The sequence below is a fragment of the Streptomyces sp. NPDC008313 genome, from assembly GCF_042956125.1.
GTDB lineage: Bacteria > Actinomycetota > Actinomycetes > Streptomycetales > Streptomycetaceae > Streptomyces.
This window is the reverse complement of the sequence record NZ_JBIBFR010000011.1, coordinates 112,770-138,286: the sequence shown is the minus strand read 5'-3', so window position 1 is coordinate 138,286 and position 25,517 is coordinate 112,770. Positions and strand designations below refer to the sequence as shown.

Sequence of the window (25,517 nt, the reverse complement as noted above, 5' to 3'; positions counted from 1 at the left end):
TCCCGCACGCGCGTGTCCCCCAGCCGTCCTCACGACAAGAAGGTCCTCCCATGCACTGGCTCGACTGGGGCGCCGTCGGCGCCTACTTCCTGGTGATGCTGCTCATCGGCGTGTGGTCGCACCGGCGTGTCAACGACGTCTCCGACTACTTCACCGGCGGCGGCAAGATGCCCTGGTGGCTGACCGGCATCTCGCACCACATGTCCGGATACAGCGCCGCCGTGTTCGTCGCCTACGCGGCGGTCGCCTACGACTACGGCATCACCGTCTACGTGTGGGCCTTCCTGCCGCTCGCCCTGGGCACAGGCGTCGGCGCCTTCCTCTTCGCGCCCCGGTGGAACCGGCTGCGCGAGCGCTACCAGGTCGCCTCCCCGCTGGAGTACCTGGCACGGCGCTACAACGTCCCCACCCAGCAGGCACTGGCCTGGAGCGGCGCCCTGCTCAAGGTCTTCGACGTGGCCGCCAAGTGGGCCTCGGTCGCGGTGCTGCTCAAGGTCTTCACCGGCATGTCGATGACCAACGGCATCCTGCTGACCGGCGTCATCACCCTCGCCTACTGCACGGTCGGCGGGCTGTGGGCCGACGCGCTCACCGAGTTCGGGCAGTTCATCATCCAGGGCGTGGCCGCGCTGTCGATGATGTGGGTGGTCCTCGACCGGCTCGGCGGCGTCTCCGGCCTGGGCACGCTGTGGGACCGGCTCCCGGAGGGGCACACCGACCCCCTCGTCGGCCCGTACACGGCCGGCTTCCTCACCGCGTACGTCGTCGTGAAGCTGTTCGAGTACAACGGCGGCATGTGGAATCTGGCCCAGCGCTACATGGCCACCGACTCCCCGAAGTCCGCCCGGCGTTCGGCCGTCCTGTCGGCCTCCCTCTACCTCGTCTGGCCCGCGGTGCTGCTGCTTCCCGCGGTGGCCGCTCCGGTGCTGATGCCGCACGTCGCCGACCCGCAGCAGACCTACGCCCTGATGGCACAGTCGTATCTGCCGATGGGGCTGGTGGGTCTGACCCTGGCCGGGATGTTCTCGCACACCATGGCCATGGCGTCCTCCGACGCGAACGCCGTCTCGGCGGTGGTCACGCGGGACATCCTGCCCGCTCTCGTGCCCGGCTTCCGTGAGGCGAGCGCCGAGCGCGGCCTGCTGGCGGGCCGGGTGTTCACGGTCGTCTTCATCGCCGGTTCCATGGTCGTGGCCATCGAGGCCGATCACTTCGGCGGAGTCCTGGGCATCATCGTCGGCATGGTGGCGGCCGTCATGGGCCCGATCTCCATCCCGATGCTGCTCGGGCTGCTGCCGGCCTTCCGCCGCTGCGGGCCCCGCGCGGCCCTTGCGTCCTGGGCGCTCGGACTCGGCGGCTACTTCCTCGTCAAGTACGGCCTGGACGGGGCCTCCCAGACCACCGTGGTCGTCACCCCGCTGGTCACCTCGCTCGCCGTCTACACCCTGCTCGGCCTGGTCCTGCCGGAACCGGACGCCGAGGCGGACGCCGTCGTCGCCGCGGTCTCCGGACCGGAGCCCGGCCCCGCCGCGGCGACCGCGCAGCCGGTCGCCGAGCAAGCCTGAGGCACGGCCGTCGCCGAGCAGGCCCGAGGCACGGCCGGTCGTTCCCGGAGTCCCGCACGCCCACGTAGCACCGCACCCACGCAGAGGGAGGCACCTTCTCATGAAGCGAGCATCGTCGCTGGTGAGCGCCGTCGCGGCGGCCGCCGTCACGGCAGGTTTGACCCTGTACCAGGCACCCGGCGCCCACGACCCGGGAAGCGGCGGATCCACCACCGCGCAGACCGTCGCCGCGCACAGATCCGGCGGGCACTGGGTGGACACCTGGGCGTCCATGCCCCAGCTGACCGAGCCGGGCAACATGCCGCCGGCGCCCTTCACCCGGCCCGACGGCGTGTTCGACAACGCCACGCTGCGGCAGACCGTGCACGTCGGAGTGGGCGGGCAGCGCGTGCGGCTGCGCTTCTCCAACGTCTTCGGCGGCACCGACCTGCCCGTCACCGCCGTCTCCGTGGCGCGGCCTGCGGGAGGCAAGGCGGGCGTCGGCTCGATCGTGCCCGGCAGCGCCCGGCGGGTGACGTTCGGCGGGAAGACGAAATTCGACATCCCGCAGGGTGCCCAGGCCGTCAGCGACCCGCTGGACCTCGACGTGCGGCCGGGAACCGATCTCACGGTGACGCTCTACCTCGCCGCGGGCCAGGCCTCCACCTCCGTCACCTCCCACCCGGGGTCCCGTACGACGTCGTACATGCTCGCCGGCGACCATCTGGACGACACCGACCTGCCCGGTGCCACGACCGCCGACCACTGGTACTTCCTCAGCGGCCTAGAGGTGTGGTCGAAGCCGAGCACCTCGGCGACCGTCGTCCTCGGCGACTCGCTCAGCGACGGCCGCGGTTCCACGACCAACGGCAACGACCGCTGGCCTGACCAGTTGCAGACGCGGCTGCTGTCCCGCTCCGGCACGGCCGGCATCGCGGTCGTCAACGAGGCGGCGGGCGGCAACCGGGTCCTGCGGGACGGGCTGGGCCCCAACGCCCTGGCCCGGCTGGACCGCGACGTGCTCGCGCAGAGCGGCGTCGACCGGCTCATCGTCTTCGAGGGCGTCAACGACATCGGCACGGCCGGCGCGACCGAGGCGGACGCGCGGCGGATCACGGACGAGCTCATCGGTGCCTACGAGCAGATCGTCACCCGCGCCCGCGCCCAGGGCATCCGCGTCTACGGTGCCACGCTCACGCCCTTCGGCGGCAACACGTACGACGACCCGGCCGGCGTCCGCGAGTCGGCCCGGCAGGCGGTGAACACGTGGATCCGCGGCAGCGGCCGCTTCGACGCCGTCGTCGACTTCGACCGGGCGGTCCGCGACCCGCAGACTCCGCGCCGGCTGCTGCCGGCCTACGACACCGGTGACCACCTCCACCTCGACCCTGCCGGGTACAAGGCGCTGGCCGACGCGGTCCCGGTCTCCCTCTTCCGCGGGTGAGCCGGCTGCCGCGGCGCGGGCATCACCCCGGAGCCTGAGCGCCCGTCATCCGTTCGCCTCTCTGACGTGGTGGCAGCGGGCGCAGTAGCGTGCCTGCGGCACGATGCGCAGCCGCGGCACGGTGATGGGCCGTCGGCACAGGTGGCAGATGCCGTAGCCGCCTCGCTCCATGCGTTCCAGGGCGGCCTCCACGTCGGCCAGGACCATGCGGGCCGACGCCAGGAGCTTGATGTGCACCTCCAGCTGGGCGGCGGCCCGCTGTTCGCGGACGCTCTGGGCCCGTGGCGGTGCGGTCCCGCCCAGCTGGGCGAGCTGCTCCAGCCGGAACTGGCGCTGCTCGTCGAGGTTCTCACGCAGTGTGGTGAGCTCGGCGGGGGTGAGACCCGCGTCGCCGGTGCCGACGGCCTGGTGGTTCACTGCTTCACCCTCCCTGGGGCGCGAAGGAAAGCGGGGTCGCGGTCGCCGCCGTGGCCTGAGGCGGCCCGTACGGGCCGCCGCCGCGTCGGCCGCCGGAGGAGTCGCCCGGCCGTCAGCCCCGCGGGCGGCCGCCGAGGCCCCTCCGGACAGCCCCGGCCGCGGCCCCGGCCCCGGTCTCAGCCGGCACGCTGCTGGCAGGCGACGCAGAACCGGGCGTAGGGCAGGATCTCCAGCCGCTCGTCCGGGATGGTCCTGGCGCACCCCTGGCACGTGCCGTAGCTTCCCTCGTCCAGCCGGGCGACGGCGGCGTCGACGTCCTTCAGCACGCGGCGCAGGATGTTCCGCTGGGAGACGACGAGCGGGTCGCCCTCCTCGGCGCCTACGTCGTCGACGGCCTTCAACTGGGCCATCCTGGCGTTGCGTTCGTGCTCCAGGCGCTGACGAGCCTCGTGCGCGCTCGGGCGCTCGGGCCGCGAACCGGGACGGGCTGTGTCCAGGGTCATCTCGATGCGGTCCTTCCACTCAGCCGACAGGGGAGCCGGTACGTCGGCTCCCCTCTGACGTCCAGCCTGGTCGGCCGGTCCGGCCGGGGCCATCGGTCGCGGACCCCATTTCCACGGGGGCGCGGTATGTACGGCCCCCGGTCCCGGCGCTCACCGGCGGTGTCCGGATGGGGCACGGCCCCCATCGACCGGGGCCGCCCCGACCGGGCAGGCTGGGTCCATGTCCAGCACGCCGATCACGGGACGGGAGCGCGGCGGCGGTGGCCGATAGTGGAAGGTGACCGTGGCGACGAAGGAGGCGTGGCACCCTGTGTCCCTGTTCTGGCGGATTTTCGGACTCAACGCCGTGGTGCTCGGCGTGGCCACGGCACTGCTGCTGTGGGCGCCGGTGACCGTGTCCGTGCCGGTGGTGCTGACCGAGGCCGTCATCCTGGTGGGCGGTCTGGCCGTCATGCTGGTCGCCAACGCCGCGCTCCTGCGCATCGGGCTCGCCCCGCTGGAGCGGCTGACCCGGATGATGACCACCGTGGATCTGCTCCGACCCGGTCAGCGCCTTCCGGAGTCCGACACCGGAGGTGTCGCCGAACTGATCCGCACGTTCAACGCGATGCTCGACCGGCTGGAGGGCGAACGCGCCGGGGCCAGCGCCCGGGTGCTGTCCGCGCAGGAGTCCGAGCGGCGCCGCATCGCGGCCGAGCTGCACGACGAGGTCGGCCAGAGTCTGACCGCGGTGCTGCTGGGTCTGAAGCGCGCGGCCGACCAGGCCCCGGAGCCTCTCAAGGAGGATCTGCGCCAGGCCCAGGAGACCACCCGGGAGAGCCTGGACGAGGTGCGCCGGCTCGCCCGGCGGCTGCGCCCCGGCGTGCTGGAGGATCTGGGTCTGGTGGCCGCGCTGACCTCGCTCGGCACCGACTTCGCCACCCACACGGGGCTGCGGTTCACCCACCGTTTCGAGGCGGGCCTTCCGGCGCTCGACCATCAGACGGAGCTGGTCTTCTACCGCGTGGCCCAGGAGAGTCTGACCAACATCGCCCGTCACGCCGAGGCCGGGCACGCCCGGCTGGCCCTCTACAGCACCCCGGAGGCGGTCGTCCTCGAGGTCGCCGACGACGGGCGCGGTATCGGGGTGGCCCGCGAGGGCGCCGGTATCCGCGGGATGCGCGAGCGCACCCTGCTGCTCGGCGCCACGCTGGAGGTCGGTCCCGGCCCGGACGGCGGTACCCGGGTGTCCTTGACCGTGCCGACGAGAGAAGAGGACGTATGACCGTGCCCGCCGCCAAGGAGGAGGCATGACCATGCCCGACGCGCCCAAGGCCCGGATTCTCCTGGCCGACGACCACGCGCTGGTCCGCCGCGGCGTACGGCTCATTCTCGAGGGCGAGCCCGACTTCGAGGTCGTCGCGGAGGCGGGCGACGGTGCCGAGGCCCTCGCGATGGCGCGGGCGCACCCCGTCGACCTGGCCGTCCTCGATGTCGCGATGCCCCGGATGACCGGTCTGCAGGCCGCCCGCGAGCTGGCTCAGCTCCACCCCGGCCTGCGCATCCTGATGCTGACGATGTACGACAACGAGCAGTACTTCTTCCAGGCGCTCAAGGCGGGGGCCTGCGGGTACGTCCTGAAGTCGGTCGCCGACCGGGACCTGGTCGCGGCCTGCCGCGCGGCTCTGCGCGGGGAGCCGTTCCTCTACCCGGGCGCCGTCACCGCGCTGATCCGCAACTACCTCGACCGGGTCCGCAACGGCGACGACGTCCCGGACAGCATCCTGACGGCACGTGAGGAGGAGGTCCTGAAACTCGTCGCGGAGGGGCACTCGTCGAAGGAGATCGCCGACACCCTGGTCATCAGTGTCAAGACGGTCCAGCGGCACCGGGCGAACCTGCTGCACAAGCTGGGTCTGCGTGACCGGCTGGAGCTCACCCGCTACGCGATCCGCGCCGGGCTGATCGAGCCCTGATAGCGGGCGGCCCCGCCACGGCGGCGGGGCCGCCGGCCCACCCGCCAGCGGGGCGCCCCGCCCCTCCGCCCGACCGACGCGAGCACCCGTACACGGTCCGCGTCGCGCCGCACCCCCGCGCCCCCGCGCCCGGATCCGACCGTCACGAGGAGGCCGCGCATGACCCCGTACACCGGCGTGGCCTCCGCGCGCCCCGGCCGCCGGGTGCCACGGGTCGGGCCGGTCCGCCGGATCCGCCCCGCGCTGCTCGCCCTGCTCGGCCTCCTGTGCCAGCTGAGCCTGCTCGCCCCGGCGCTCCCGGCGTCCCCCGCCCTTCCGCGGGCGGCCGCGTCCCCCGCTCTCCTGACCGCGCCGGCGGCGCCGCACAACGCGGTACGTGACCGGGCGACCGCCGCCGACGACGCGCACGCCGACGACCGCGCCACCCGCCCGCACCTCACGCGGGCCGTCGCGGCGGACCGTCCCCTCCCGCCGGCCACGCCCGCGTCCGCGCCGGGTCTTCCGGACCCGGGCAACCGCCCCCGCACTCCCCCGGCGGAGCACACCACCGCGGGGCACCTCCGGGACGGCACACCGCCCTCGGGGCGTGCGCCGCCCTCCCTCCCAGGCAGCTGACCTCTCCCCTGCCCACCGCGCGCGGCCATGTCCGGGCGCGGCCTCCGACCTGCCTGCTGGAGCACCTTGTGACACGCGCTGCCCGGGTGCGAGCCCTGCTCGTCCTCGCCGTCCTCTCCTTGTCCGTCCACATCGCTGCGACCGTGCCCGTCCGCCTCGGCCTCGATCTGCGCGGCGGTACGCAGATCGTGCTGGAAACCCGTGACACGCCCACCGCGGACGCCGACGCGGAGGCCACCGACCGCACCCTGGAGGTGCTGCGCCGCCGCGTCGACGCGCTGGGGGTCGCCGAACCCCAGCTCGCCCGGTCGGGCGACAACCGCATCGTCGTCGACCTGCCCGGCGTGCAGGACCCGCGCGAGGCCGCCGACGTCCTTGGCCGCACCGCCCAGCTCACCGTCCATCCCGTTCTGGCGGAGGAGGCGGCGCCGAAGGATCCCGCCGCCTCGGAAGGGACCGGCTCCGGACCGTCCGGGAGCCGGGTCCTGCCCGACGAGACCGGCCGGCCCCTGCGTCTCGGACCCTCGGCGCTGAGCGGCGCGGAAGTGAAGGGATCCGAGGCCCGCCTGGACATCGAGAGGGCGGCGGGCTGGTTCGTCACGGTCGACTTCGACGGTGCCGGCAGGAGCGAGTGGGCCGACCTGACCGGCCGGGCCGCCTGCGCGGCCCCGGGCGATCCGTCGCGCCGGATCGCGATCGTCCTGGACGACGAGATCATCTCCTCGCCCCAGGTCTCCCCGAACGTGGCGTGCCGGGCCGGCATCGCGGGCGGGAGCACGGAGATCACCGGCGACTTCACGCGGGAGGAGGCGCGCGAGCTGGCACTGCTGGTCAACGGCGGAGCCCTTCCGGTCCCCGTCGAGACGATCGAGCAGCGGACCGTCGGCCCCACCCTGGGCGCCGAGGCCATCAGCGCCAGCGCCTGGGCCGCCGTCATCGGTGTCGCGCTCACCGCGCTGTTCATCACCGTCGTCTACCGGCTCCTCGGCGCCCTCGCCACCCTCGCGCTGGCCTGCTACGCGCTGATCTCGTACGCCGCCCTGGCGGCCCTCGGCGCCACCCTGACCCTGCCCGGGCTCGCCGGCTTCGTGCTGGCCATCGGCATGGCGGTGGACGCCAACGTGCTGGTCTTCGAACGCGCCCGGGAGGAGTTCGCGTCGCGGCGGCGGCCCAGTGTGCGCAGCGGGCTGGCCGCCGGGTTCCACAAGGCGTTCAGTGCCATCGCCGACTCCAACATCACCACGCTCATCGCGGCCGGGCTGCTGTTCCTCTTCGCGTCGGGGCCGGTGCGCGGCTTCGGCGTCACCCTCGGGATCGGTGTCCTCGCGTCGATGTTCAGCGCCCTGGTCGTCACCCGCACCCTCGCGGAACTCACCGTCGGCCGCCGCGCCGTCCGCAGCCGTCCCGGACTCTCGGGCGTCGCGGGTGCCGGGCGGGTCCGGACCTGGCTGACCGCCCGTGAGCCCGGGCTCATGCGCCGTCACCGGCGGTGGCTCGCGGTGTCCGGCGCCGCCGTCGTGCTGGCCGGCTCGGGCATCGCTCTGCGCGGGCTCGACTTCGGCGTGGAGTTCACCGGCGGCCGCATGATCGAGTACACCACCGCCGTGCCCGTCGACGCCGACCGCGCGCGGGAGGCCGTCGCGGACGCGGGGCTGCCGCACGCGGTCGTGCACACCTCCCAGGACGGCGACCTGACCCTGCGCACCGAGGATCTGTCCGCCGCCCAGGAGGCCCGGGTGTCCGAGGCCCTCGGCGCGCTCGGCGGGTCCACCGAGAAGGTCCGTGACGAGCTGATCGGCCCGAGTCTCGGCGACGAGCTCCGCCGGGGCGCGCTCCTCGCGCTCGGGGTGGCCCTCGCGGCGCAACTCCTCTACCTGGCGGTCCGGTTCCGCTGGACCCAGGCCACCGCGGCCGTCGTGGCCATGGCCCACGACGTCGTCGTCCTCGTCGGTGTCTTCGCCTGGCTGGGCAAGCCCGTCGACGGTCTCTTCCTCGCCGCGCTGCTCACCGTCATCGGCTACTCCGTCAACGACTCCGTCGTCGTCTTCGACCGGGTCAGGGAACTCACCGCCGCCGCACGCCAGAAGCGGGGCACCAGCCGTGCGGAGTTCGCGAGGATCGCCAACACCGCCGTGCTCCAGACCGTGCCCCGTACGGTCAACACCGGCATCGGCGCGCTGTTCGTCCTCGCGGCCCTCACCCTGCTCGGCGGGGACTCGCTGACCGACTTCGCTCTCGCCCTGCTCATCGGCGTGAGCGTCGGCACGTACTCCTCCGTCTTCACCGCGACCCCCCTCGCGGTGGAGCTGCACGCGCGAGGGGGGAAGAGGTGAGGCCGGACCGCTCCCTACTCGACCTCGGCCCAGTCCAGGGTCCGTTCGACGGCCTTCTTCCAGCCGGCGTATCCCTCCGCCCGCCGGTCCTCGGACCACTCCGGTTCCCAGCGCTTGGACTCCTGCCAGTGGGTGCGCAGTTCGTCGGTGTCCTGCCAGAAGCCGGTGGCCAGGCCGGCCGCGTAGGCGGCTCCCAGCGCGGTGGTCTCGGCGACGACCGGACGGCTGACCGGTACGCCGAGGACGTCGGCCTGGATCTGCATGCACAGGTCGTTGGCGGTGACGCCGCCGTCGACCTTGAGGACGTCGAGGTGGACGCCGGAGTCCTGCTCCATGGCCTCCACCACGTCGCGGCTCTGGTAGCAGATGGATTCCAGGGTGGCCCGTGCCAGGTGGCCGTTGTCGTTGTAGCGGGCGAGTCCGACGATCGCGCCGCGGGCGTCGGACCGCCAGTAGGGGGCGAACAGCCCGGAGAACGCGGGCACGAAGTACATGCCGCCGTTGTCCTCGACCGTGCGGGCCAGGCGCTCGCTCTCGGCAGCGTCGCTGATGATCTTCATCTGGTCGCGCAGCCACTGCACCGCGGACCCGGTGACGGCGATGGAGCCTTCCAGGGCGTACACGACCGGGCTGTCACCGAACCGGTAGGCCACGGTGGTGAGCAGTCCGTGCTGGGAGCGGACGAGTTCGGTGCCCGTGTTGAGGACCAGGAAGTTGCCGGTGCCGTAGGTGTTCTTGGCCTCGCCGGGCGAGTAGCAGACCTGGCCGACGGTGGCCGCCTGCTGGTCGCCGAGGACGCCGGTGATGGGGACGGCGCTGCGCAGGGGCCTGGAGGTCCGGGTCACCCCGTAGGCCTCCCGGTGGGACGAGGGGTTGATGGCGGGCAGCATCGACCGGGGGATGCCGAAGAACCCGAGCAGTTCGTCGTCCCAGTCGAGGGTTTCCAGGTCCATCAGCATGGTGCGGCTGGCGTTGGTCACGTCGGTGGCGTGGATGCCGCCGTCCGGGCCGCCGGTCAGGTTCCACAGGACCCAGGCGTCGGTGTTGCCGAAGACGGCGTGGCCCCGCTCGGCTGCCTCGCGGACGCCGTCGACGTTCTCCAGGATCCACTGGATCTTGCCGGCGGAGAAGTACGTCGCCGGTGGCAGTCCGGCCTTGCGGCGGATGACGTCGCCCCTGCCGTCGCGCTCCAGGGCGGCCGCGATGGCGTCGGTGCGGGTGTCCTGCCAGACGATGGCGTTGTAGTAGGGGCGGCCGTTGCGGGGGTCCCAGACCACGGTCGTCTCTCGCTGGTTGGTGATGCCGATGGCCGCCAGGTCCTCCGGGGACAGGTTGCCGTGCCGGAGGGCGTTCTGCATCACCGAGTTGGTGCGCTCCCAGATCTCCACCGGATCGTGCTCGACCCATCCGGAGCGCGGGAGGATCTGGCCGTGTTCCAGCTGGTGCTTGGCCACCTCGTTCCCGGCGTGGTCGAAGATCATGAAACGGGTGCTGGTGGTTCCCTGGTCCACCGCGCCGACGAAGTCCGCCATGGCGTGCCGCCTCTCCTGTGGATGGGCAGGTGGGTGGGGCCGGGCCGCGGCTCGCGCGGTCCGGCCCGCCGGTCCCGGGGGCCCGGGCGGCCCCGGTCAGCTCTCGTCGGGGGCGGGGACGCGTCCCGGCGGCTCCGGCTCCGCCGTCGGGAGGAACCGGCCGATGAAGAACTTGTAGAGGAACGCCCCGAGCAGGCCGCCGATCAGTGGCCCGATGATCGGCACCCAGAAGTAGAAGTTGCCGTACTGGTCCCGCCAGGCTCCGCCGTACCCCGTGAGGAAGCTGGCCAGCCGGGGGCCGAAGTCACGGGCGGGGTTGATCGCGTAGCCCGCGTTCGTGCCGAAGGCCATGCCGATCGCCACGACGACGAGGCCGATCACGAACGGGGCCAGGTTGGCGCCCGGAGGATTGTTGAGCAGGTCGGTGAGGGCGAGGATCAGCAGCAGCAGGATCGCGGTGCCGATGATCTGGTCGCGGAACGCGCCCCACTCGCCGACCGGCAGGTTCGTGTTGCCGTTGGCGGGCAGCGTCGAGAACACGAACTGCGTCTTGATGGTGTGTGTCGGGTCGGCCTTCGCCAGCGCCTCGGTGTAGTTCCAGCGCACCAGCAGGGCGGCCACGAAGGCACCGGCCGTCTGCGCCAGCGTGTAGGGGATCACCTTGCGCCACGAGAAGCCCTTGAACGCGGCCAGTGCCACGGTGACCGCGGGGTTGAGGTGGGCGCCGCTCAGCCGCGCCGCCACGTAGACGCCCAGGGTCACGCCGAGGCCCCACGCCCAGGCGATGCTGTCGTGGTTTCCGAGACCGCCCGCGGGGTCCGTGAGCGCACCGCCGGCGACCACCTGCGCCACCACACCGCAACCGAAGAGGATCAGGATCAGGGTGCCGGCGAACTCGGCGGACAGCTCACCCAACAGTCCCGATCTTTTAAGCCGCTCAGCCATGGAGGCCCGCTTCCCGCCGGCCCAGGACCGGCCGTCGACTGCCCGAGTCGTTGCCCGAGTCGTCCAGAAAAGAGCATAGGACGGCGTCAGCCGGCACGCATGTGCACGAACGGACATTTCCGGCGTGGTCACGAACGGGCATTCCTGGTGCGGGCGGGCCCGGGGAGCGGGGCGGCCCCGGCAGGACGCGCACCGGTCCGATGTGCGCGGCCGCGGGCCGGGCGGCGGCTGACGGCAACGGCACCGCTTCCGAGGCACTCGAAGGAGTGCGTTTCCTGATCCGTTCCCGCGCCGTCGGGGCCGCGAGGGTCTGCGGCCACCGGTGTCTGGTGCAATCCCCCTGACAACTGGGAGAGTTGACGGGACATCAGGGGGGACTGTGGCGCTTCGCGGTGGACGGTTCAGGACGGCACTGACGGTTCTCGCGGCATGGAGCGCGCTGGCCGGGAGCGTCCTGGCGGGGGCGGCCCCGGCCGCCGGTGCGCAGGGCGTCACCGCGCCCGTCGCGCCGGGTGTCTCCTATACGGAGTTCGACATCCCGGCGGCGAAGGGCGTGACGCACGCGCACGTCCTCACCGTCGACCTGCGCGCTCCCCGGGTGCGGGTGGACCTCCTGCACCCCGGAGCCGTGGCGGCGCGGGCACCCGTCTCCCGGCTGGCCGACGCCGCCGGCGCCGTCGCGGGGGTGAACGGCGACTTCTTCGACATCACCGAGTCGCAGCATCCGGGGGTCGAGGCGACCGGTGCGAGCGTCGGCCCGGCCGTCGCGGGCGGACACGCGCTGAAGGCAGCCGTTCCGGACGGCCAGCGCTTCGGGTCCGCGCTGCCGCCCGGCACGACGACGAGGAACGTGCTCGGCGTGGGCGTCGACCGCAGGGCGCGGCTCGACAGTCTGACCCTCGACGGCTCGGTACGGACCCCTGACGGAGTGATCCCGCTCGGCGGGCTCAACCAGTACGCGCTGCCGGAGGGCTCGGTCGGCGCGTTCACCTCGGACTGGGGCGGCGTCTCGCGGGCTCGGGCCGTCTGCGGCACGGACACCGAGCGGGGCGCGCCGTGCAGCGACGACACCTACGAGGTGACGGTCGCGCACGGACGTGTCGTGGCGACGGCGCCCGCGCCGGGCAGCGGCCCCGTCGCCGCGGGCAGCACGGTGCTGGTCGGCCGGGAGGCGGGGGCGCGGTGGTTGCGCGAGCTGTCGGCGGGTGAGCCGGTCCGGGTGCGGCACCGGCTGGTGGCCGCCCGCTCCGGGATCCCGTACCGCTTCGCGCTCGGCGGCTATCCGGTCCTCGTGGACGGACGGCCGCTCGCGGGGCTGGACGACAAGGCGTCGGCCGTACGGACCGCCGTGGGCGTCCGCGACGGGGGCCGGCGTCTGCTGCTGCTCGCGCTGGACGGGGACCCGGCGTTCCGCAGCGGGCTGACGATCGCCGAAGTCGCGGACACGATGCGGGGGCTGGGGGCGGACGACGCCTTCAGTCTGGACGGCGGGGGCTCCAGCACACTGGTCGCCCGCGAGGCGGGCGCGCCGGCCGTGGGCGTACGCAACCATCCGAGCGGGGGCGCGGAGCGGCCGGTCCCGAACGGCATCGGGGTCTTCTCGCGCTGACCGCGCCCCGCGAGGCCGGTGCCGCACGAGGCCGGCGGGCCGGGCGGCCGGCGCTCACGGGTCCAGGCTGCTCACGATGTCCGCCGTCGCCAGCAGCCCGTCGTGGATGGTCGGGGCCATGCTCGTCCCGGCGAGGGAGAAGCCGAGGAGCACACAGACCACGGCGTGGGAGACCTTCAGCACGCCGTTGCGCATGAAGATCACCGCCAGGACCAGCAGCAGTACCACCAGAGAGATGGAAATGGCCATCGTCAACCTCCTCCGCCACGCCCACATCGCGGCTTTCGGCCGCAAGTGTGGCGTAGTGAGGGGTTCGTCCGGGCGAGTGGCGTGTCCGCCGTTCGTGTGTTGACTGCGTGTGACGGTCCGGGGCCGACGGCCCGGGGCACGGGACCGTGCGCCGTCGGCCCCGGAAGGGCGGGGCAGGGCCGGTTACGAGGCCGTGCGCAGCCGCGTGTGCGTGTCCAGGAAGGTCTGGAGACCCGCGAGGTCGTCGGTGTTCAGGTAGTCGACGTCGGCGGCGAGCAGTTCGCTCCACAGCGCGTCACGCGCGGGGCCCGCCAGATCGGGTGTCGCCCAGAAGCGCGCCTTCTGCCGGTGCGCGTGGGCCGTCGCCACGATGTCCCGCAGCCTGCGCCGCTCGGCGTCGGGGAACGGGCCGTCGCCGAGCCAACTGAAGTTGAGCGTCCAGTTGTCGCTGATCAGCGGCACGAAGGAGGCCGGGGCCGCGCTGCCGAGGTCGGTGAGGCGGCCGTCGTAGAAGGCGTGGCGCACCTGCTGGGCCTCCATGGGGGCACGGGCGGCGCGGTCCCCGGAGACGACGGCGGTGACGGGACCGGGGTGGACGCGGCCGTGCGCGTACGTGGTGAACAGGTGCCGGTGACGGCGCAGTTGGCGGTCGAGCTCCCGGTAGGTGGCGGCGCCCTCGGTCTTGATGTCGACGAGGAGCTGCAGGGACGTGCGGTAACCGCGGTAGACGGAGCCGTGGTTGGCCTTGACGCGGGCCGTGAGCGGGTCGAGGTACAGCGACGCGAGAGTGCGGTCCGGGTCGAGGTCGACGGGGTCGTGGGCGACGAGAAGCCGGCCGTCGACGAGGTAGATGTCGGCCTCGACGCTGCCGAAACGGTGGTCCAGCGCATCGAACAGGGGCCGGGGATGGTCGTAGTCGTTGTGCGCGTGGGCGCGGCGCAGCGGGCGCGGGCCACGGCCGCGTTCGCTCGCCCGCGCGTATCCGGCGGGCAGGGCGACGGCGCCCGCGAGGGCGGCGCCGATGGTGGTGAGGGCTCTGCGACGGGTGGTGCGGGCCATGCTCTGCCTCCCTGGACGTGCCGTACGGGACACCGGAGAGTATGGGGTGCCGTGCGGTCAAGGAGCAGGGCCGTGCGGGGAGTTGGCCGGACCGCCGCGCCCCGTTCACCTCGCCGGCGGTACGCCGGGCACGCGCGGGAGGGCCGCCCCGCGGGCCACGGCACGGGCCCGCTGCGCGAGCTACGGCGCGCACGACGGGGCCCGCCCCGGCGGATCCGGAGCGGGCCTCGTCGTGCGTGTGCCGGGCGGGGTCAGGGCGACGGGAGGTCGACCAGTTCCGCGAGGGCGGCGCGGTGTGCGCCCGCCGTGCCGTACGCGATCGAGTCGGCCTTGGCGCGCTTGAGGTGGAGGTGGGCCGGGTGCTCCCACGTCATCCCGATGCCGCCGTGCAGTTGCACGGCCTCCTCGGCGGCGTGGACGGCGACCCACGCCGCGTAGGCCTGGGCGACGGCGACCGCCACGTCGGTGTCGTCGCTGCCGGTGGCGAGAGCGTCGGCGGCGTTGCGGGCGGCGGCCCGCAGGTTGACGACTTCCAGCCAGAGCTGGGCCAGCCGGTGCTTGAGGGCCTGGAAGCCTCCGACGGGACGGTTGAACTGCTTGCGGTCCTTCAGATAGCGGACCGTCTCGGTCAGGCACCAGTCGGCGACGCCGAGCTGCTCGGAGGCGAGCAGTCCGGCGCCTGCCCGCAGGGCGCGGCGGACGGCCGGTCCGGCGTCGCCCAGCCTGCGGCCCGGGGCGCCGTCGAGGACGACGCGTGCCACCGGCCGGGTCAGGTCCAGACAGACCTGCGGGGTGACGGTCGCGGCGGAGGCGGCGACCGCGTACAGGCCGCCGTCGTCGGCGGGCACGAGCAGTACGTCGGCGGCCGTCGCGTCGGCGATGCCGGTCAGCTCCCCGTGCAGCGTGCCGTTCTCCAGCCGTACGGCCGGGAAGGGGGCGCCGGGAGCGGTGTGCAGTCCGACGGCGAGCGCGCCGACCGCCGTCGCGGACGCCAGTTCGCCGAGCAGGTCGTCGGCTTCGCAGGCCAGCAGGGCCTCGGTGGCCACGACGGCGCTCGTCAGATAGGGCACGGGTGCGACCGCGCGCCCCAGCTCCTCCAGGACGACGGCGGCTTCGCGGTGGGAGGCGCCCTGGCCGCCCAGCGCCTCGGGGACCAGCAGACCCGCGAGGCCCATGCCGTCGGTGAGCACCTTCCACAGCGGCATGTCGTGCGGCGCGTCCGACTCGACGCGGGTGATCACGTCCGCCGGGTCGCAGTGGTCCGTGAGGAGGTCCCGGACGGCCGCGCGCAGCGCCTCCTCCTCCTCGGAGTGGAGCAGGTCGGGCTGTGTGGTCATCGGGCCAGGTCCTTCCAGGCGACGTCCTTGTCGGTGCGCGGCTCGGAGGGCAGGCCCAGCACGCGTTCGGCGACGATGTTCAGCAGGACCTCGCTGGTCCCGCCCTCGATGCTGTTGCCCTTGGAGCGGAGGTAGCGGTAGCCGGCGTCGCGGCCGGTGAAGTCGACGTGTTCGGGCCGGCGCATCGTCCAGTCGTCGTACAGCAGTCCTTCCTCGCCGAGGAGTTCGACCTCGAGGCCGCTGATCTCCTGGTTGAGGCGGGCGAACGCGAGTTTCATGCCGGAGCCCTCGGGGCCGGGCTGGCCCGCGACGAGCTGCTGGCGCAGGCGCTCACCGGTGAGCCGGGCGACCTCGGCGTCGACCCACAGGGTGAGCAGGCGCTGGTGGAGGTCGTGGGTGCGCAGGTCGGGGCGCTCGCGCCAGGTGGCGGAGACGGGGCCGATCATGCCGCCCTCGCGCGGGATGCGCATGCCGCCGATGGACACGCGCTCGTTCATCAGGGTGGTCTGGGCGACCCGCCAGCCGTCGCCGACCTCGCCGAGCCGGTGGCTGTCGGGGATGCGGACGTCGGTGAGGAAGACCTCGTTGAACTCGGCCTCGCCGGTGATCTGGCGCAGCGGCCGCACCTCGACGCCGGGGTCGGTCATGTCGCAGACGAAGTAGGTGATGCCGCGGTGCTTGGGCGCGTCCGGGTCGGTGCGGGCGATCAGGATGGCCCAGCGGGCGACGTGGGCGCTGGACGTCCACACCTTCTGGCCGTTGACCACCCAGTCGCCGCCGTCCTCGCGGACGGCGCGGGTGCCGAGCGCGGCCAGGTCGGAGCCGGCGCCGGGCTCGCTGAAGAGCTGGCACCAGACCTCCTCCCCGACCCAGAGGGGCCTCAGGAAGCGCCGCTTCTGCTCCTCGGTGCCGAAGCCGAGGATGGTCGGCGCGGCCATGCCGAGGCCGATCCCGATGCGCCGGGGGTCGTTGTCGGGGGCGCCGGCCGCCTCCAGTCCGGCGTCGACGACCGCCTGCAGGGTGCGCGGGGCACCCAGTCCGCCGAGGCCCTCGGGGTAGTGGACCCAGGCGAGACCGGCGTCGAAGCGGGCCTTCAGGAAGTCCGTGCGGCCGGTGGTCGCGGGCGGGTGGGCCGCCAGCAGTTCCTGGGTGCGGCGGCGCAGTTCGGCGGCGTCGATCATGCCGCTCCTCCTTCGGTGAGGCCGGGGATCACGGTGACGCGTCCCGTGGTGACGCCGTCGGCGACGCGCTGTACGGCGGCGGCGGCGCCGCTCAGCGGGACGCGCTCGCTCACCAGCGGCTTGATCGCGCCGCGGGCGGCCAGTTCGGTGAGCCGCTCGTGGCAGTGCCGGACCAGCTCGGGGTCCTTGGTGTTGTACAGGCCCCAGTGCAGGCCGAGGATCGCGTAGTTCTTCACCAGCGCGTGGTTGAGCGCCGGGCTCGGGATCGATCCGCCGGCGAAGCCGACGACGACGATGCGGCCCTCGAAGGCGACGGTCTTGGCGGACTGGGTGTACGCGGCACCGCCGACGGGGTCGTAGACCACGTCCGCACCGCGTCCGCCGGTGGCCTCCTTGACCGCGCCGACGACGTCCTCGGCGAGCCGGTCGACGACGGTGTCGCAGCCGAGTCCGCGGGCGACGGCGGCCTTGTCGGCGCCGCCGACGACGCCGATGACCCGGGCCCCGGCGGCCTTGCCGAGCTGGACCGCCGCGCTGCCGACCCCGCCGGCGGCGGCGTGCACGAGCAGGGTCTCGCCGGCCTCCAGCCGGGCTCTGCGGTGCAGTCCGAACCAGCCCGTCTGGTAGCCGATGTGCAGGGCGGCGGCCTCGGCGTCGTCGAGCGCCTCGGGGGCGGGCAGTACGGAGGCTGCGTCCGCGACGGCGTACTCGGCGAAGCCGCCGTGGGGCAGCGCGGGGTTCGCGACGACCCGGCGTCCGTCCTCGGTCTCGCCGCAGATCTCCACCCCGGGCGTGAACGGCAGCGGCGGCCTGACCTGGTACTGCCCGCGGCACAGCAGCGCGTCGGGGAAGTTGATGTTCGCGGCGCGCACCCTGAGCAGGATCCGGCCGTCGCCGGGCACCGGCGGCTCGGCGTCGCCGAGCCTCATCACCTCGCTCGGCTCGCCGTTCTCGTGCACTTGCCATGCCTGCATGCGGGGCCTCCACGGGACTGCTTCGTCTGACCGGGCTCCACCGCATACTAAGCGGTCGCTTGGGATCTGGGAACAGGTGCCGCGGGTCCTTCCCCCCGCCGGGTCAGCCGGCCTTGCGCCGCGACGAGGGCCGCGCCCGCACGTGCATCCGCTCCCCCTGCGGCCCGAACAGGCTGATGAACTCCACGGGACCCTCACCGGTCGACCCGAACCAGTGCGGTACACGGGTGTCGAACTCGGCCGCCTCTCCGGGGCCGATGACCAGGTCGTGGTCCCCGAGCACCAGCCGCAGCCGCCCGGAGAGCACGTACAGCCACTCGTAGCCCTCGTGGGTGCGCGGTTCCGGTTCGATCGAGCGGGCCGGTTCCAGCACCTTGAACGCCTGCAGTCCGCCGGGCCGGCTGGTGAGCGGCCAGTGGGTCCGGCCGTAGCGCACGACCGGCTTGGACCGGACGCGGGGGTCGCCCACCTCGGGAGCGCCGACGAGCTCGTCCAGGGGCACCTGGTGGGCCCGCGCGATGGGCAGCAGCAGCTCCAGGCTAGGCCTGCGCAGGCCGGACTCCAGCCGGGACAGGGTGCTCACGGAGATTCCGGTGGCCTCGGCCAGCCCGGCGAGGGTCGCGTTCCGCTCCTTGCGGATGCGGCGCAGCCGGGGGCCCACGCCGGCGAGCACCTCGTCCATCCGCGCGTCGTCCGCCTCGGGGCCGTCCCCCGCGGCGTCGCCCGTCGCGGCGTCGCCCGTCGCGCCGTGCCCCGCGGTGTCACGCCCCGCGGTGTCACGCGTCCTCGCTCGCTCCACGCGCCCGCTTTCGGTCTTGTCACTCATGACGACATTGCAGTTACGGCAAAGCCGTTTGTCAATCCCGCCGAAGGGAGCGACCTTGTGGGCGGAGGTGGTCACCATGACCGAGACAACCGGCACGACCGGCACGACCGGGGCCCGGAAAGCACGCGAGGGGTACGAGGTCGTCGTCGTGGGCGGCGGCGCCGCCGGGCTTTCGGCGGCCCTGGTGCTGGGGCGGGCGCGGCGCCGCACGCTGCTCGTGGACGCGGGCGAGCCGCGCAACGCGCCCGCCGCGCACATGCAGGGCTATCTGACCCGGGACGGCATGGCGCCCGGCGATTTCCTCGCCGAGGGGCGCCGGGAGGTCGAGGGATACGGAGTCGAACTGGTCCGGGACCGGGTGGTGGACGTGTCCCGGGACGGCGCCGGGGAGTTCGACGTGACGCTCGCGGACGGGGGTACGGCGCACGCCCGCCGGCTGATCGTCGCCACCGGACTCGCCGACGCGCTGCCGCCGGTGCCGGGGCTGGCCGAGCGCTGGGGCCGCGACGTGCTGCACTGCCCGTACTGCCACGGCTGGGAGGTCAGGGACGAGGCGTTCGGTGTCCTGGCGACCGGCCCTCTGAGTGTGCACCAGGCGCTCCTGGTCACCCAGTGGTCGAAGGACGTGACCCTGTTCCTCCACACGACGGCCGAGGACGACCTCACGGACGAGGATCTGCGCCGGCTGGCCGCGGCCGGGGTCGGCGTGGTGCCCGGTGAGGTCGCCGGGCTCGTGGTCGAGGACGGCCACGTCACCGGGGTGCGGCTGGCCGGCGGAACCGTCGTCCCCCGCTCCGTTGTCTTCGTCGCCACCCGTACGACCCCGCGGACCGGCCTGCTCGACCGGCTCGGAGCCGAGGTCCACGACACACCGTTCGGCACCTTCCCGGTGGTCGACGCGACGGGCCTGACCAGCGTGCCCGGCGTGTGGGCCGCGGGGAACGCGACGGGCCCCGCCGAGCAGGTCGTGAACGCGGCCGGAGCCGGATACCGCGCGGCGGCGACGGTCAACGGCGACCTGCTGTTCGCCGACATCGACGCGGCCCTGTAGCCATGGCGCCGCGCACGCCGCGCGGGGCGCCGAGGGCATGCGCCGTCCGCCTTGGGGTGTGATCCGGGTCCGGCCGTTGCACCATGGGCTGCATGCTGCTGAGCAGGCTCGCCCATGTGTCCCAGGAGGTCGCCGCCACGTCGGCGCGGTCCCGGAAGATCACCCTGCTCGCCGGGCTGTTCCGGGACGCCGAGCCGGCGGACGTGCCCGTCGTCATCCCGTATCTGGCCGGCAGACTCCCGCAGGGACGGCTCGGCATCGGCTGGAAGGTGCTGGGCCGGCGGGTACCGCCGGCCGCCGCCGCGACGCTGACCGTGGCCGACGTGGACGCCCGGCTCACCGAGCTGGGCCGGGTCTCCGGCACCGGCTCGCAGGCCGAGCGGGCCCGTCTGACCGCCGACCTGATGGGCGCCGCCACCGAGGACGAGCAGCGGTTCCTGCTCGGCCTGCTCACCGGTGAGGTGCGGCAGGGCGCGCTGGACGCGGTCGCCGTCGAGGGGCTGGCCGCGGCGACCGGCGCGCCCCCGGCGGACGTACGGCGGGCGGTGATGCTCGCCGGGTCACTGCAGTCGGTGGCGCAGGCCCTGCTCACGGACGGGCCGGACGCCCTGGGCGCGTTCCGGCTCACCGTCGGCCGCCCGGTGCTGCCGATGCTCGCGCACGCCGCCTCCTCCGTGCCGGAAGCCGTCGACAAGCTCGGCGCCTGCGCGGTCGAGGAGAAGCTCGACGGAATCCGCGTCCAGGTCCACCGCGACGGCGACCGGGTGCGCGTCTACACCCGCACGCTCGACGACATCACCGAACGGCTGCCCGAACTCACCTCCGCGGCGCTGGAGTTGCCCGGCGAGCGGTTCATCCTGGACGGCGAGGTCATCGCGCTCGGCGGGGACGGCCGACCCCGCTCCTTCCAGGAGACCGCCGGTCGCGTGGGCTCGCGGCTCGACGTGGCCACGGCGGCCGCGGCGGTGCCCGTCTCCCCCGTCTTCTTCGATGCCCTGTCCGTCGGCGGCCGGGACCTGCTCGACCTGCCCTTCACCGAACGGCACGCCGAGCTGGCGCGCCTGGTGCCCGAACCGATGCGGGTGCGCCGCACGCTGGTGGCCGATCCGGCCGACCCCACGGCGCGGGCGGCGGCCGCGCGCTTCCTCGACGACACCCTCGGACGCGGCCACGAGGGCGTGGTGCTGAAGGCGCTGGACGCCCCCTACAGCGCGGGCCGGCGGGGCGCCGCCTGGCTGAAGGTGAAGCCGGTGCACACCCTGGACCTGGTGGTGCTGGCCGCCGAGTGGGGCCACGGACGGCGCACGGGCAAGCTGTCCAACCTGCATCTGGGCGCGCGGACCGAGGACGGGTCGTTCGCGATGCTGGGCAAGACGTTCAAGGGCATGACGGACGCGCTCCTGACCTGGCAGACCGGGCGGCTCGGCGAGCTGGCCGTCTCGGACGACGGCCACGTGGTGACCGTACGCCCGGAGCTGGTCGTCGAGATCGCGTACGACGGTCTGCAGCGGTCCACGCGGTATCCGGCCGGTGTCACCCTGCGTTTCGCCCGGCTCGTGCGCTACCGCGAGGACAAGACCCCGGCCGAGGCCGACTCGGTCCGCACCCTGCTCGACGCGCATCCGACGGTGGCGCCGTGAGCGGCGGGCGCAGCGCGGGCCTGCTGCTGTTCCGCCGCAAGGGCCCGGGGGTCGAGGTGCTGCTGGGCCATATGGGCGGCCCGTTCTTCGCGCGGCGCGAGGCGGGGGCGTGGACCGTGCCCAAGGGCGAGTACGAGGCGGACGAGCCGGCCTGGGACGCCGCGCGCCGGGAGTTCCGGGAGGAGCTGGGGCTTCGGCCGCCGGACGGGCGGGCACTGGCCCTCGGCGAGGTGCGGCAGGCGGGCGGCAAGACGGTCACGGTCTGGGCGGTGGAGGCCGACCTCGACCCGGCGGCCGTGGTACCGGGGACCTTCTCGATGCAGTGGCCGCCGCGATCGGGGCGGCTGCGGGAGTTCCCCGAGCTGGACCGGGTGGAGTGGATGACCCCGGAGCGGGCCCGGACGCTGATCGTGCGGGCGCAGGCGGCGTTTCTCGACCGGCTCCTGGAGCACTCGGGCTGACAGGTGATCCTCCGCGTTGCGGTGTGCCGCGCCGCACGCGAGGGTCGGGGAACAGCGAGTTTCAGGAGGTCGGCCATGCCCATCGCGACGGTGAACCCGGCGACCGGGGAGACACTCAGGACGTACGACGCCCTGGACGCCGGGGAGATCGAGCGCCGGCTCGCGAGGGCGCGGGCGGCGTTCGACGCCCATCGCACCACGTCCTTCGCCGAGCGGGCCCGGCTGCTGCACCGGGCCGCGGACCTCTTGGACGAGGGCCTGCGGGACATCGCCGAGGTCATGACGACGGAGATGGGCAAGCCGGTCACGCAGGCCCGCGCCGAGGCCGCGAAGTGCGTGAAGGCGATGCGCTGGTACGCCGACCACGCCGAGGAACTGCTCGCCGACGAGGAGTCCTCCGGCGAGGCGGCGAAGGACTCCGGGGCCTCCCGCGTCCTGGTCCGCTACCGGCCGCTGGGCCCGGTGCTCGCGGTGATGCCGTGGAACTTCCCGCTGTGGCAGGTGATCAGGTTCGCCGCGCCCGCGCTGATGGCGGGCAACGTGGGGCTGCTCAAGCACGCCTCGAACGTGCCGCGGACGGCGCTGTTCCTCGAGGAGCTGTTCCGCGGGGCGGGTTACCCCGAGGGTTGCTTCCAGACGCTGCTCATCGGGTCGGGCGCGGTGGAGGACGTGCTGCGTGATCCGCGGGTCGCGGCGGCCACGCTCACCGGCAGCGAACCGGCGGGGCGGTCCGTCGCCTCCGTCGCCGGGGACGAGATCAAGAAGACGGTGCTGGAACTGGGCGGCAGCGACCCGTTCGTGGTCATGCCGTCGGCGGACATCGACCGCGCGGCCGCCACGGCGGTGACGGCCCGGGTGCAGAACAACGGGCAGTCGTGCATCGCCGCGAAGCGGTTCATCGTGCACACGGACGTGTTCGACGCCTTCACCGAGCGGTTCACGGCGGGCATGAGGGCGCTGAAGGTGGGCGATCCGATGGACGAGGAGACCGAGGTCGGTCCGCTCGCCAGCGAGCAGGGCCGCCGTGACCTGGAGGAACTGGTCGACGACGCCGTCGAGAACGGCGCGACGGTGCTCTGCGGCGGCGAGCGCCCGGACGGTCCCGGCTGGTACTACCCGCCGACCGTCCTCGCGGACGTGACGCCCGGCATGCGCATCCACCACGAGGAGGCGTTCGGTCCCGTCGCCACGCTGTACCGGGCGGCCGGTCTCGACGAGGCGGTCGCGATCGCCAACGACTCGCCGTTCGGGCTGAGTTCCAACGTCTGGACGCGCGAGGAGGCCGACGTGGACCGGTTCGTCCGCGATCTGGAGGCGGGCGGTGTGTACGTCAACGGGATGACGGCGTCCCATCCCGCCTTCCCGTTCGGCGGAGTCAAGCGGTCCGGTTACGGGCGGGAACTGTCCGGGCACGGAATCCGCGAGTTCTGCAACATCACCACGGTATGGCACGGAGCGTGAGCGTCCCGCGGCTACGATCCCCTCTGTGAACCGCGAAGTGACCCTGCCTCTGATCGTCGACGACCGCGGCACGCTGCAGGTGACGGCCGCCGACGTCAGCAAACTGCTGCGCACCGTGGGCGGCCGGTGGCTGCGTCTGGTGGAGGCCGGCCAGGACGGGCTCGACGAGGACACGGTGGCGACGCTCACCATCGAACTCGCCAAGCTCGCCGACCGTATCGACGTGGCGTGCATCGCGCACAGCAGCGGGGGCACCCCGCGTTAGCGGCGTGCCCCCGGTCCGCGGTCGCGCGCTAGCGGATCGGCATCCCCGCGAGGGTCCGGGCGATCACCAGGCGCTGGATCTCGCTGGTGCCCTCGAAGATCGTGTAGATCGCGGCGTCGCGGTGCATGCGCTCGACCGGGTACTCCCGGGTGTAGCCGTTGCCGCCGAGGATCTGGATCGCCTGCGCGGTGACCTTCTTGGCCGTCTCGCTGGCGAACAGCTTCGACATGGAGCCCTCGGCGGACGTGAACTGCTTGCCGTTCACCGCCATCCACGAGGCGCGCCACACCAGGAGCCGGGCGGCGTCGACGGACGTGCGCATATCGGCGAGCTGGAAGGCGACGCCCTGGTTGTCGATGATCGGGCGGCCGAACTGCTCACGCGTCTTCGCGTACTCCAGTGCCTCCTCGTACGCGGCGCGTGCCGTGCCGACGGCCATGGCGCCGACGGCGGGGCGGGAGGCCTCGAAGGTGGCCATCGCGGCGTTCTTCAGCCGCTCGCCGCCGCCGGCCCTGGCCCGCTCGCGGGCACGGGCGAGCCGCTCGTCGAGCTTCTCCTTGCCGCCGAGCAGGCAGGAGCCGGGGACGCGGACGTTCTCCAGGACGACCTCGGCGGTGTGCGAGGCGCGGATGCCGTGCTTCTTGAACTTCTGGCCCTGGGAGAGTCCGGGGGTGTTCGGCGGGACGATGAACGAGGCGTGGCCCTTGGAGCCCAGCTCGGAGTCGACGACCGCGACGACGACGTGGACGTTGGCGATGCCGCCGTTGGTCGCCCAGGTCTTGGTGCCGTTCAGCACCCACTCGTCCTTGGCCTCGTCGTAGACGGCACGGGTGCGCATGGAGGCCACGTCGGAGCCCGCGTCGGGCTCGGAGGAACAGAAGGCGGCGACCTTGACGTCACTGGCGTCGCCGTACATCTGCGGGATCCAGGTGCCGATCTGCTCCTCGGTGCCGTTGGCGAGGACGCCGACGGCGGCGAGGCCGGTTCCGACGATCGACAGGGCGATGCCCGCGTCACCCCAGAACAGCTCCTCCATCGCCATCGGGATGCCGAGGCCGGTGGGGTCGAAGTACTGCTGGGCGTAGAAGTCGAGGGAGTAGATCCCGACCTTGGCGGCCTCCTGGATGACCGGCCACGGGGTCTCTTCACGCTCGTCCCATTCGGCGGCCGCGGGGCGGATCACCTCGGCAGCGAACCCGTGGAGCCAGTCCCTGACCTCCTTCTGCTCGTCGTTGAGCTCCATGGTGAACTCGGCCATGACCCCTCCAGCGGTGCCTTCGCGCGTTACTTGCGGTAACCGAAGTCTGTTACTGGCGAGTAGTAAAAGTCAACTCCCCGGTGCCGCTCGGCAGCCCGTTCGATAGCCATGCGCCGATGAGTGTTACTTTGCGCAGGCGTCACCGAATCAGCACGGGTGGGGAGAGCACATGGACACCACACAGCGGACCGACCAGCAGAGGTCCGCCGACCGCCGTCGGCGGGAGCTCCTGGAGGCCGCCGACCGGGTGGTGCTCCGGGACGGCCCCGGTGCCTCCATGAACGCCATCGCCGCCGAGGCCGGGATCACCAAGCCCATCCTCTACCGCCACTTCGGCGACAAGGGCGGACTCTACGCCGCGCTCGCCACCCGGCACACCGACGCGCTGCTCGGAGCGCTGCGGGCCGCGCTCGACGCTCCCGCCGGACGCCGCCAGCGCGTCGAGTCGACGCTGGACACCTATCTGGCCGCCATAGAGGCCCGGCCGCAGGTCTACCGCTTCCTGATGCACCCCGCGGAGAACGGCCAGCCGGGCGACAGCGGCTTCGACGTCGGCAAGCACTCCGCCCCCCTGCTGCGCCGCATGGGCGAGGAGCTCGCGGAGGTCATCGAGGAGCGCGTCGACCTCGGCCCCGGCGGCCAGCAGCTGGCGCGGGTGTGGGGCCACGGCATCGTCGGCATGATGCACGCGGCCGGTGACTGGTGGCTGGGCGAACGCCCCTGCTCCCGCGCGGAGTTGGTGCGCAGCCTGGCGGACCTGCTGTGGGGGCGCCTGGCCGCGGCCGGTGACCGGGCCGGCGGGCCCGGGTTCTGAGCCGACGGTCCGCCGCCGCGTGGCGGACCCGGGCGAGCGCGCCC

Annotated in this window: 24 protein-coding genes; 13 read left to right on the top strand and 11 right to left on the bottom strand. The window is 73.3% G+C overall.

Going from position 1 to position 25,517, the window contains the following annotated elements:
* Window positions 1–50: 50 nt before the first annotated feature.
* Together ACFY93_RS16900 and ACFY93_RS16895 are read left to right on the top strand one after the other, a co-directional pair.
* Entirely contained in the window at window positions 51–1,565 is a 1,515-nt protein-coding gene (locus tag ACFY93_RS16900) for a sodium:solute symporter family protein (RefSeq protein ID WP_391359007.1), read from the top strand.
* A 100-nt stretch (window positions 1,566–1,665) separates the two neighbouring features.
* The gene (locus tag ACFY93_RS16895) at window positions 1,666–2,988 is read left to right on the top strand and encodes a GDSL-type esterase/lipase family protein (protein WP_391359004.1); all 1,323 of its coding nucleotides are present in this window, start codon (window positions 1,666–1,668) and stop codon (window positions 2,986–2,988) included.
* Window positions 2,989–3,033: 45 nt separating this feature from the next.
* On the opposite strand, the gene ACFY93_RS16890 is transcribed toward ACFY93_RS16895, so the two are convergent.
* Window positions 3,034–3,405 (bottom strand): TraR/DksA C4-type zinc finger protein, encoded by a 372-nt coding sequence (locus tag ACFY93_RS16890; RefSeq protein ID WP_391359001.1) that lies wholly within the window; start codon window positions 3,403–3,405, stop codon window positions 3,034–3,036.
* Window positions 3,406–3,581: 176 nt separating this feature from the next.
* On the bottom strand, window positions 3,582–3,908 hold the full coding sequence (locus ACFY93_RS16885) for a TraR/DksA C4-type zinc finger protein (RefSeq protein ID WP_391358998.1): 327 nt from the start codon (window positions 3,906–3,908) through the stop codon (window positions 3,582–3,584).
* 310 nt (window positions 3,909–4,218) lie between these two features.
* On the opposite strand from ACFY93_RS16885, the gene ACFY93_RS16880 reads away from it, so the two are divergent.
* The 4 genes from ACFY93_RS16880 to secD all read left to right on the top strand — a co-directional run bounded on the left by ACFY93_RS16880 (window position 4,219) and on the right by secD (window position 8,811).
* Window positions 4,219–5,172 carry a histidine kinase gene (locus tag ACFY93_RS16880; RefSeq protein ID WP_391359354.1) on the top strand — a complete coding sequence of 318 codons (954 nt, stop codon included), beginning with the start codon at window positions 4,219–4,221 and terminating at the stop codon, window positions 5,170–5,172.
* A 31-nt stretch (window positions 5,173–5,203) separates the two neighbouring features.
* Window positions 5,204–5,863, top strand: coding sequence for a response regulator (locus tag ACFY93_RS16875; protein ID WP_391359351.1), 660 nt, complete (start codon window positions 5,204–5,206; stop codon window positions 5,861–5,863).
* Window positions 5,864–6,022: 159 nt separating this feature from the next.
* Window positions 6,023–6,478, top strand: a complete 456-nt coding sequence (locus ACFY93_RS16870) for a hypothetical protein (RefSeq protein WP_391358996.1) — start codon at window positions 6,023–6,025, stop codon at window positions 6,476–6,478.
* Window positions 6,479–6,546: 68 nt separating this feature from the next.
* Window positions 6,547–8,811 (top strand): protein translocase subunit SecD, encoded by a 2,265-nt coding sequence (gene secD, locus ACFY93_RS16865; protein WP_391358993.1) that lies wholly within the window; start codon window positions 6,547–6,549, stop codon window positions 8,809–8,811.
* Between the two features lie 14 nt (window positions 8,812–8,825).
* Here secD and glpK read toward each other — a convergent pair whose 3' ends face one another.
* Together glpK and ACFY93_RS16855 are read right to left on the bottom strand one after the other, a co-directional pair.
* Complete coding sequence (gene glpK / locus ACFY93_RS16860) at window positions 8,826–10,343, bottom strand: glycerol kinase GlpK (RefSeq protein WP_391358990.1); 1,518 nt, start codon at window positions 10,341–10,343, stop codon at window positions 8,826–8,828.
* Between the two features lie 96 nt (window positions 10,344–10,439).
* A complete protein-coding gene (locus ACFY93_RS16855) occupies window positions 10,440–11,288 on the bottom strand; it encodes an MIP family channel protein (RefSeq protein WP_391358988.1) in 849 nt (282 codons plus the stop codon).
* A gap of 379 nt (window positions 11,289–11,667) precedes the next feature.
* On the opposite strand from ACFY93_RS16855, the gene ACFY93_RS16850 reads away from it, so the two are divergent.
* On the top strand, window positions 11,668–12,897 hold the full coding sequence (locus ACFY93_RS16850; RefSeq protein ID WP_391358985.1) for a phosphodiester glycosidase family protein: 1,230 nt from the start codon (window positions 11,668–11,670) through the stop codon (window positions 12,895–12,897).
* 54 nt (window positions 12,898–12,951) lie between these two features.
* Here the strand turns inward: ACFY93_RS16850 and ACFY93_RS16845 are convergent, their stop codons facing one another.
* The 6 genes from ACFY93_RS16845 to ACFY93_RS16820 form a co-directional block, all read right to left on the bottom strand.
* Complete coding sequence (locus ACFY93_RS16845; protein WP_391358983.1) at window positions 12,952–13,146, bottom strand: hypothetical protein; 195 nt, start codon at window positions 13,144–13,146, stop codon at window positions 12,952–12,954.
* Between the two features lie 183 nt (window positions 13,147–13,329).
* Window positions 13,330–14,205 (bottom strand): phosphatidylinositol-specific phospholipase C/glycerophosphodiester phosphodiesterase family protein, encoded by an 876-nt coding sequence (locus ACFY93_RS16840; RefSeq protein ID WP_391358981.1) that lies wholly within the window; start codon window positions 14,203–14,205, stop codon window positions 13,330–13,332.
* A 251-nt stretch (window positions 14,206–14,456) separates the two neighbouring features.
* Window positions 14,457–15,542, bottom strand: coding sequence for an acyl-CoA dehydrogenase family protein (locus ACFY93_RS16835; RefSeq protein ID WP_391358979.1), 1,086 nt, complete (start codon window positions 15,540–15,542; stop codon window positions 14,457–14,459).
* Window positions 15,539–16,723, bottom strand: a complete 1,185-nt coding sequence (locus ACFY93_RS16830; protein WP_391358975.1) for an acyl-CoA dehydrogenase family protein — start codon at window positions 16,721–16,723, stop codon at window positions 15,539–15,541. Before ACFY93_RS16830 ends, ACFY93_RS16835 begins: the two co-directional genes overlap by 4 nt.
* Window positions 16,720–17,697, bottom strand: coding sequence for a zinc-binding dehydrogenase (locus ACFY93_RS16825; protein WP_391358973.1), 978 nt, complete (start codon window positions 17,695–17,697; stop codon window positions 16,720–16,722). Before ACFY93_RS16825 ends, ACFY93_RS16830 begins: the two co-directional genes overlap by 4 nt.
* Window positions 17,698–17,800: 103 nt before the next feature.
* Complete coding sequence (locus ACFY93_RS16820; protein WP_391359348.1) at window positions 17,801–18,379, bottom strand: cupin domain-containing protein; 579 nt, start codon at window positions 18,377–18,379, stop codon at window positions 17,801–17,803.
* A gap of 220 nt (window positions 18,380–18,599) precedes the next feature.
* Here ACFY93_RS16820 and ACFY93_RS16815 point away from each other — a divergent pair, with 220 nt between their 5' ends.
* The 5 genes from ACFY93_RS16815 to ACFY93_RS16795 all read left to right on the top strand — a co-directional run bounded on the left by ACFY93_RS16815 (window position 18,600) and on the right by ACFY93_RS16795 (window position 23,401).
* Window positions 18,600–19,574 carry an FAD-dependent oxidoreductase gene (locus ACFY93_RS16815; protein WP_391358971.1) on the top strand — a complete coding sequence of 325 codons (975 nt, stop codon included), beginning with the start codon at window positions 18,600–18,602 and terminating at the stop codon, window positions 19,572–19,574.
* Window positions 19,575–19,666: 92 nt separating this feature from the next.
* Complete coding sequence (locus ACFY93_RS16810) at window positions 19,667–21,214, top strand: ATP-dependent DNA ligase (RefSeq protein ID WP_391358968.1); 1,548 nt, start codon at window positions 19,667–19,669, stop codon at window positions 21,212–21,214.
* Entirely contained in the window at window positions 21,211–21,675 is a 465-nt protein-coding gene (locus ACFY93_RS16805; protein WP_391358964.1) for an NUDIX domain-containing protein, read from the top strand. The genes ACFY93_RS16810 and ACFY93_RS16805 overlap by 4 nt, the downstream gene beginning before the upstream one ends.
* A gap of 75 nt (window positions 21,676–21,750) precedes the next feature.
* Window positions 21,751–23,136 carry an NADP-dependent succinic semialdehyde dehydrogenase gene (locus tag ACFY93_RS16800; protein WP_391358961.1) on the top strand — a complete coding sequence of 462 codons (1,386 nt, stop codon included), beginning with the start codon at window positions 21,751–21,753 and terminating at the stop codon, window positions 23,134–23,136.
* Window positions 23,137–23,161: 25 nt separating this feature from the next.
* The gene (locus ACFY93_RS16795) at window positions 23,162–23,401 is read left to right on the top strand and encodes a DUF6213 family protein (protein WP_391358959.1); all 240 of its coding nucleotides are present in this window, start codon (window positions 23,162–23,164) and stop codon (window positions 23,399–23,401) included.
* 28 nt (window positions 23,402–23,429) lie between these two features.
* Here ACFY93_RS16795 and ACFY93_RS16790 read toward each other — a convergent pair whose 3' ends face one another.
* Window positions 23,430–24,659: an acyl-CoA dehydrogenase family protein gene (locus ACFY93_RS16790; protein ID WP_391358955.1), complete on the bottom strand. Its 1,230-nt coding sequence runs from the start codon at window positions 24,657–24,659 to the stop codon at window positions 23,430–23,432.
* 169 nt (window positions 24,660–24,828) lie between these two features.
* On the opposite strand from ACFY93_RS16790, the gene ACFY93_RS16785 reads away from it, so the two are divergent.
* Window positions 24,829–25,473 carry a TetR family transcriptional regulator gene (locus ACFY93_RS16785; protein WP_391358952.1) on the top strand — a complete coding sequence of 215 codons (645 nt, stop codon included), beginning with the start codon at window positions 24,829–24,831 and terminating at the stop codon, window positions 25,471–25,473.
* The last annotated feature ends 44 nt before the right edge of the window (window positions 25,474–25,517 follow it).

Excerpts from the sequence above, each read along its gene's own strand:
- ACFY93_RS16900 (WP_391359007.1), top strand. The coding sequence starts at position 51 with ATGCACTGGCTCGACTGGGGCGCCGTCGGCGCCTACTTCCTGGTGATG.
- ACFY93_RS16895 (WP_391359004.1), top strand. The coding sequence starts at position 1,666 with ATGAAGCGAGCATCGTCGCTGGTGAGCGCCGTCGCGGCGGCCGCCGTC.
- ACFY93_RS16885 (WP_391358998.1), bottom strand. The coding sequence starts at position 3,908 with ATGACCCTGGACACAGCCCGTCCCGGTTCGCGGCCCGAGCGCCCGAGC.
- ACFY93_RS16875 (WP_391359351.1), top strand. The coding sequence starts at position 5,204 with ATGCCCGACGCGCCCAAGGCCCGGATTCTCCTGGCCGACGACCACGCG.
- ACFY93_RS16870 (WP_391358996.1), top strand. The coding sequence starts at position 6,023 with ATGACCCCGTACACCGGCGTGGCCTCCGCGCGCCCCGGCCGCCGGGTG.
- glpK (WP_391358990.1), bottom strand. The coding sequence starts at position 10,343 with ATGGCGGACTTCGTCGGCGCGGTGGACCAGGGAACCACCAGCACCCGT.
- ACFY93_RS16855 (WP_391358988.1), bottom strand. The coding sequence starts at position 11,288 with ATGGCTGAGCGGCTTAAAAGATCGGGACTGTTGGGTGAGCTGTCCGCC.
- ACFY93_RS16845 (WP_391358983.1), bottom strand. The coding sequence starts at position 13,146 with ATGGCCATTTCCATCTCTCTGGTGGTACTGCTGCTGGTCCTGGCGGTG.
- ACFY93_RS16840 (WP_391358981.1), bottom strand. The coding sequence starts at position 14,205 with ATGGCCCGCACCACCCGTCGCAGAGCCCTCACCACCATCGGCGCCGCC.
- ACFY93_RS16835 (WP_391358979.1), bottom strand. The coding sequence starts at position 15,542 with ATGACCACACAGCCCGACCTGCTCCACTCCGAGGAGGAGGAGGCGCTG.
- ACFY93_RS16830 (WP_391358975.1), bottom strand. The coding sequence starts at position 16,723 with ATGATCGACGCCGCCGAACTGCGCCGCCGCACCCAGGAACTGCTGGCG.
- ACFY93_RS16825 (WP_391358973.1), bottom strand. The coding sequence starts at position 17,697 with ATGCAGGCATGGCAAGTGCACGAGAACGGCGAGCCGAGCGAGGTGATG.
- ACFY93_RS16820 (WP_391359348.1), bottom strand. The coding sequence starts at position 18,379 with ATGGACGAGGTGCTCGCCGGCGTGGGCCCCCGGCTGCGCCGCATCCGC.
- ACFY93_RS16815 (WP_391358971.1), top strand. The coding sequence starts at position 18,600 with ATGACCGAGACAACCGGCACGACCGGCACGACCGGGGCCCGGAAAGCA.
- ACFY93_RS16810 (WP_391358968.1), top strand. The coding sequence starts at position 19,667 with ATGCTGCTGAGCAGGCTCGCCCATGTGTCCCAGGAGGTCGCCGCCACG.
- ACFY93_RS16800 (WP_391358961.1), top strand. The coding sequence starts at position 21,751 with ATGCCCATCGCGACGGTGAACCCGGCGACCGGGGAGACACTCAGGACG.
- ACFY93_RS16790 (WP_391358955.1), bottom strand. The coding sequence starts at position 24,659 with ATGGCCGAGTTCACCATGGAGCTCAACGACGAGCAGAAGGAGGTCAGG.
- ACFY93_RS16785 (WP_391358952.1), top strand. The coding sequence starts at position 24,829 with ATGGACACCACACAGCGGACCGACCAGCAGAGGTCCGCCGACCGCCGT.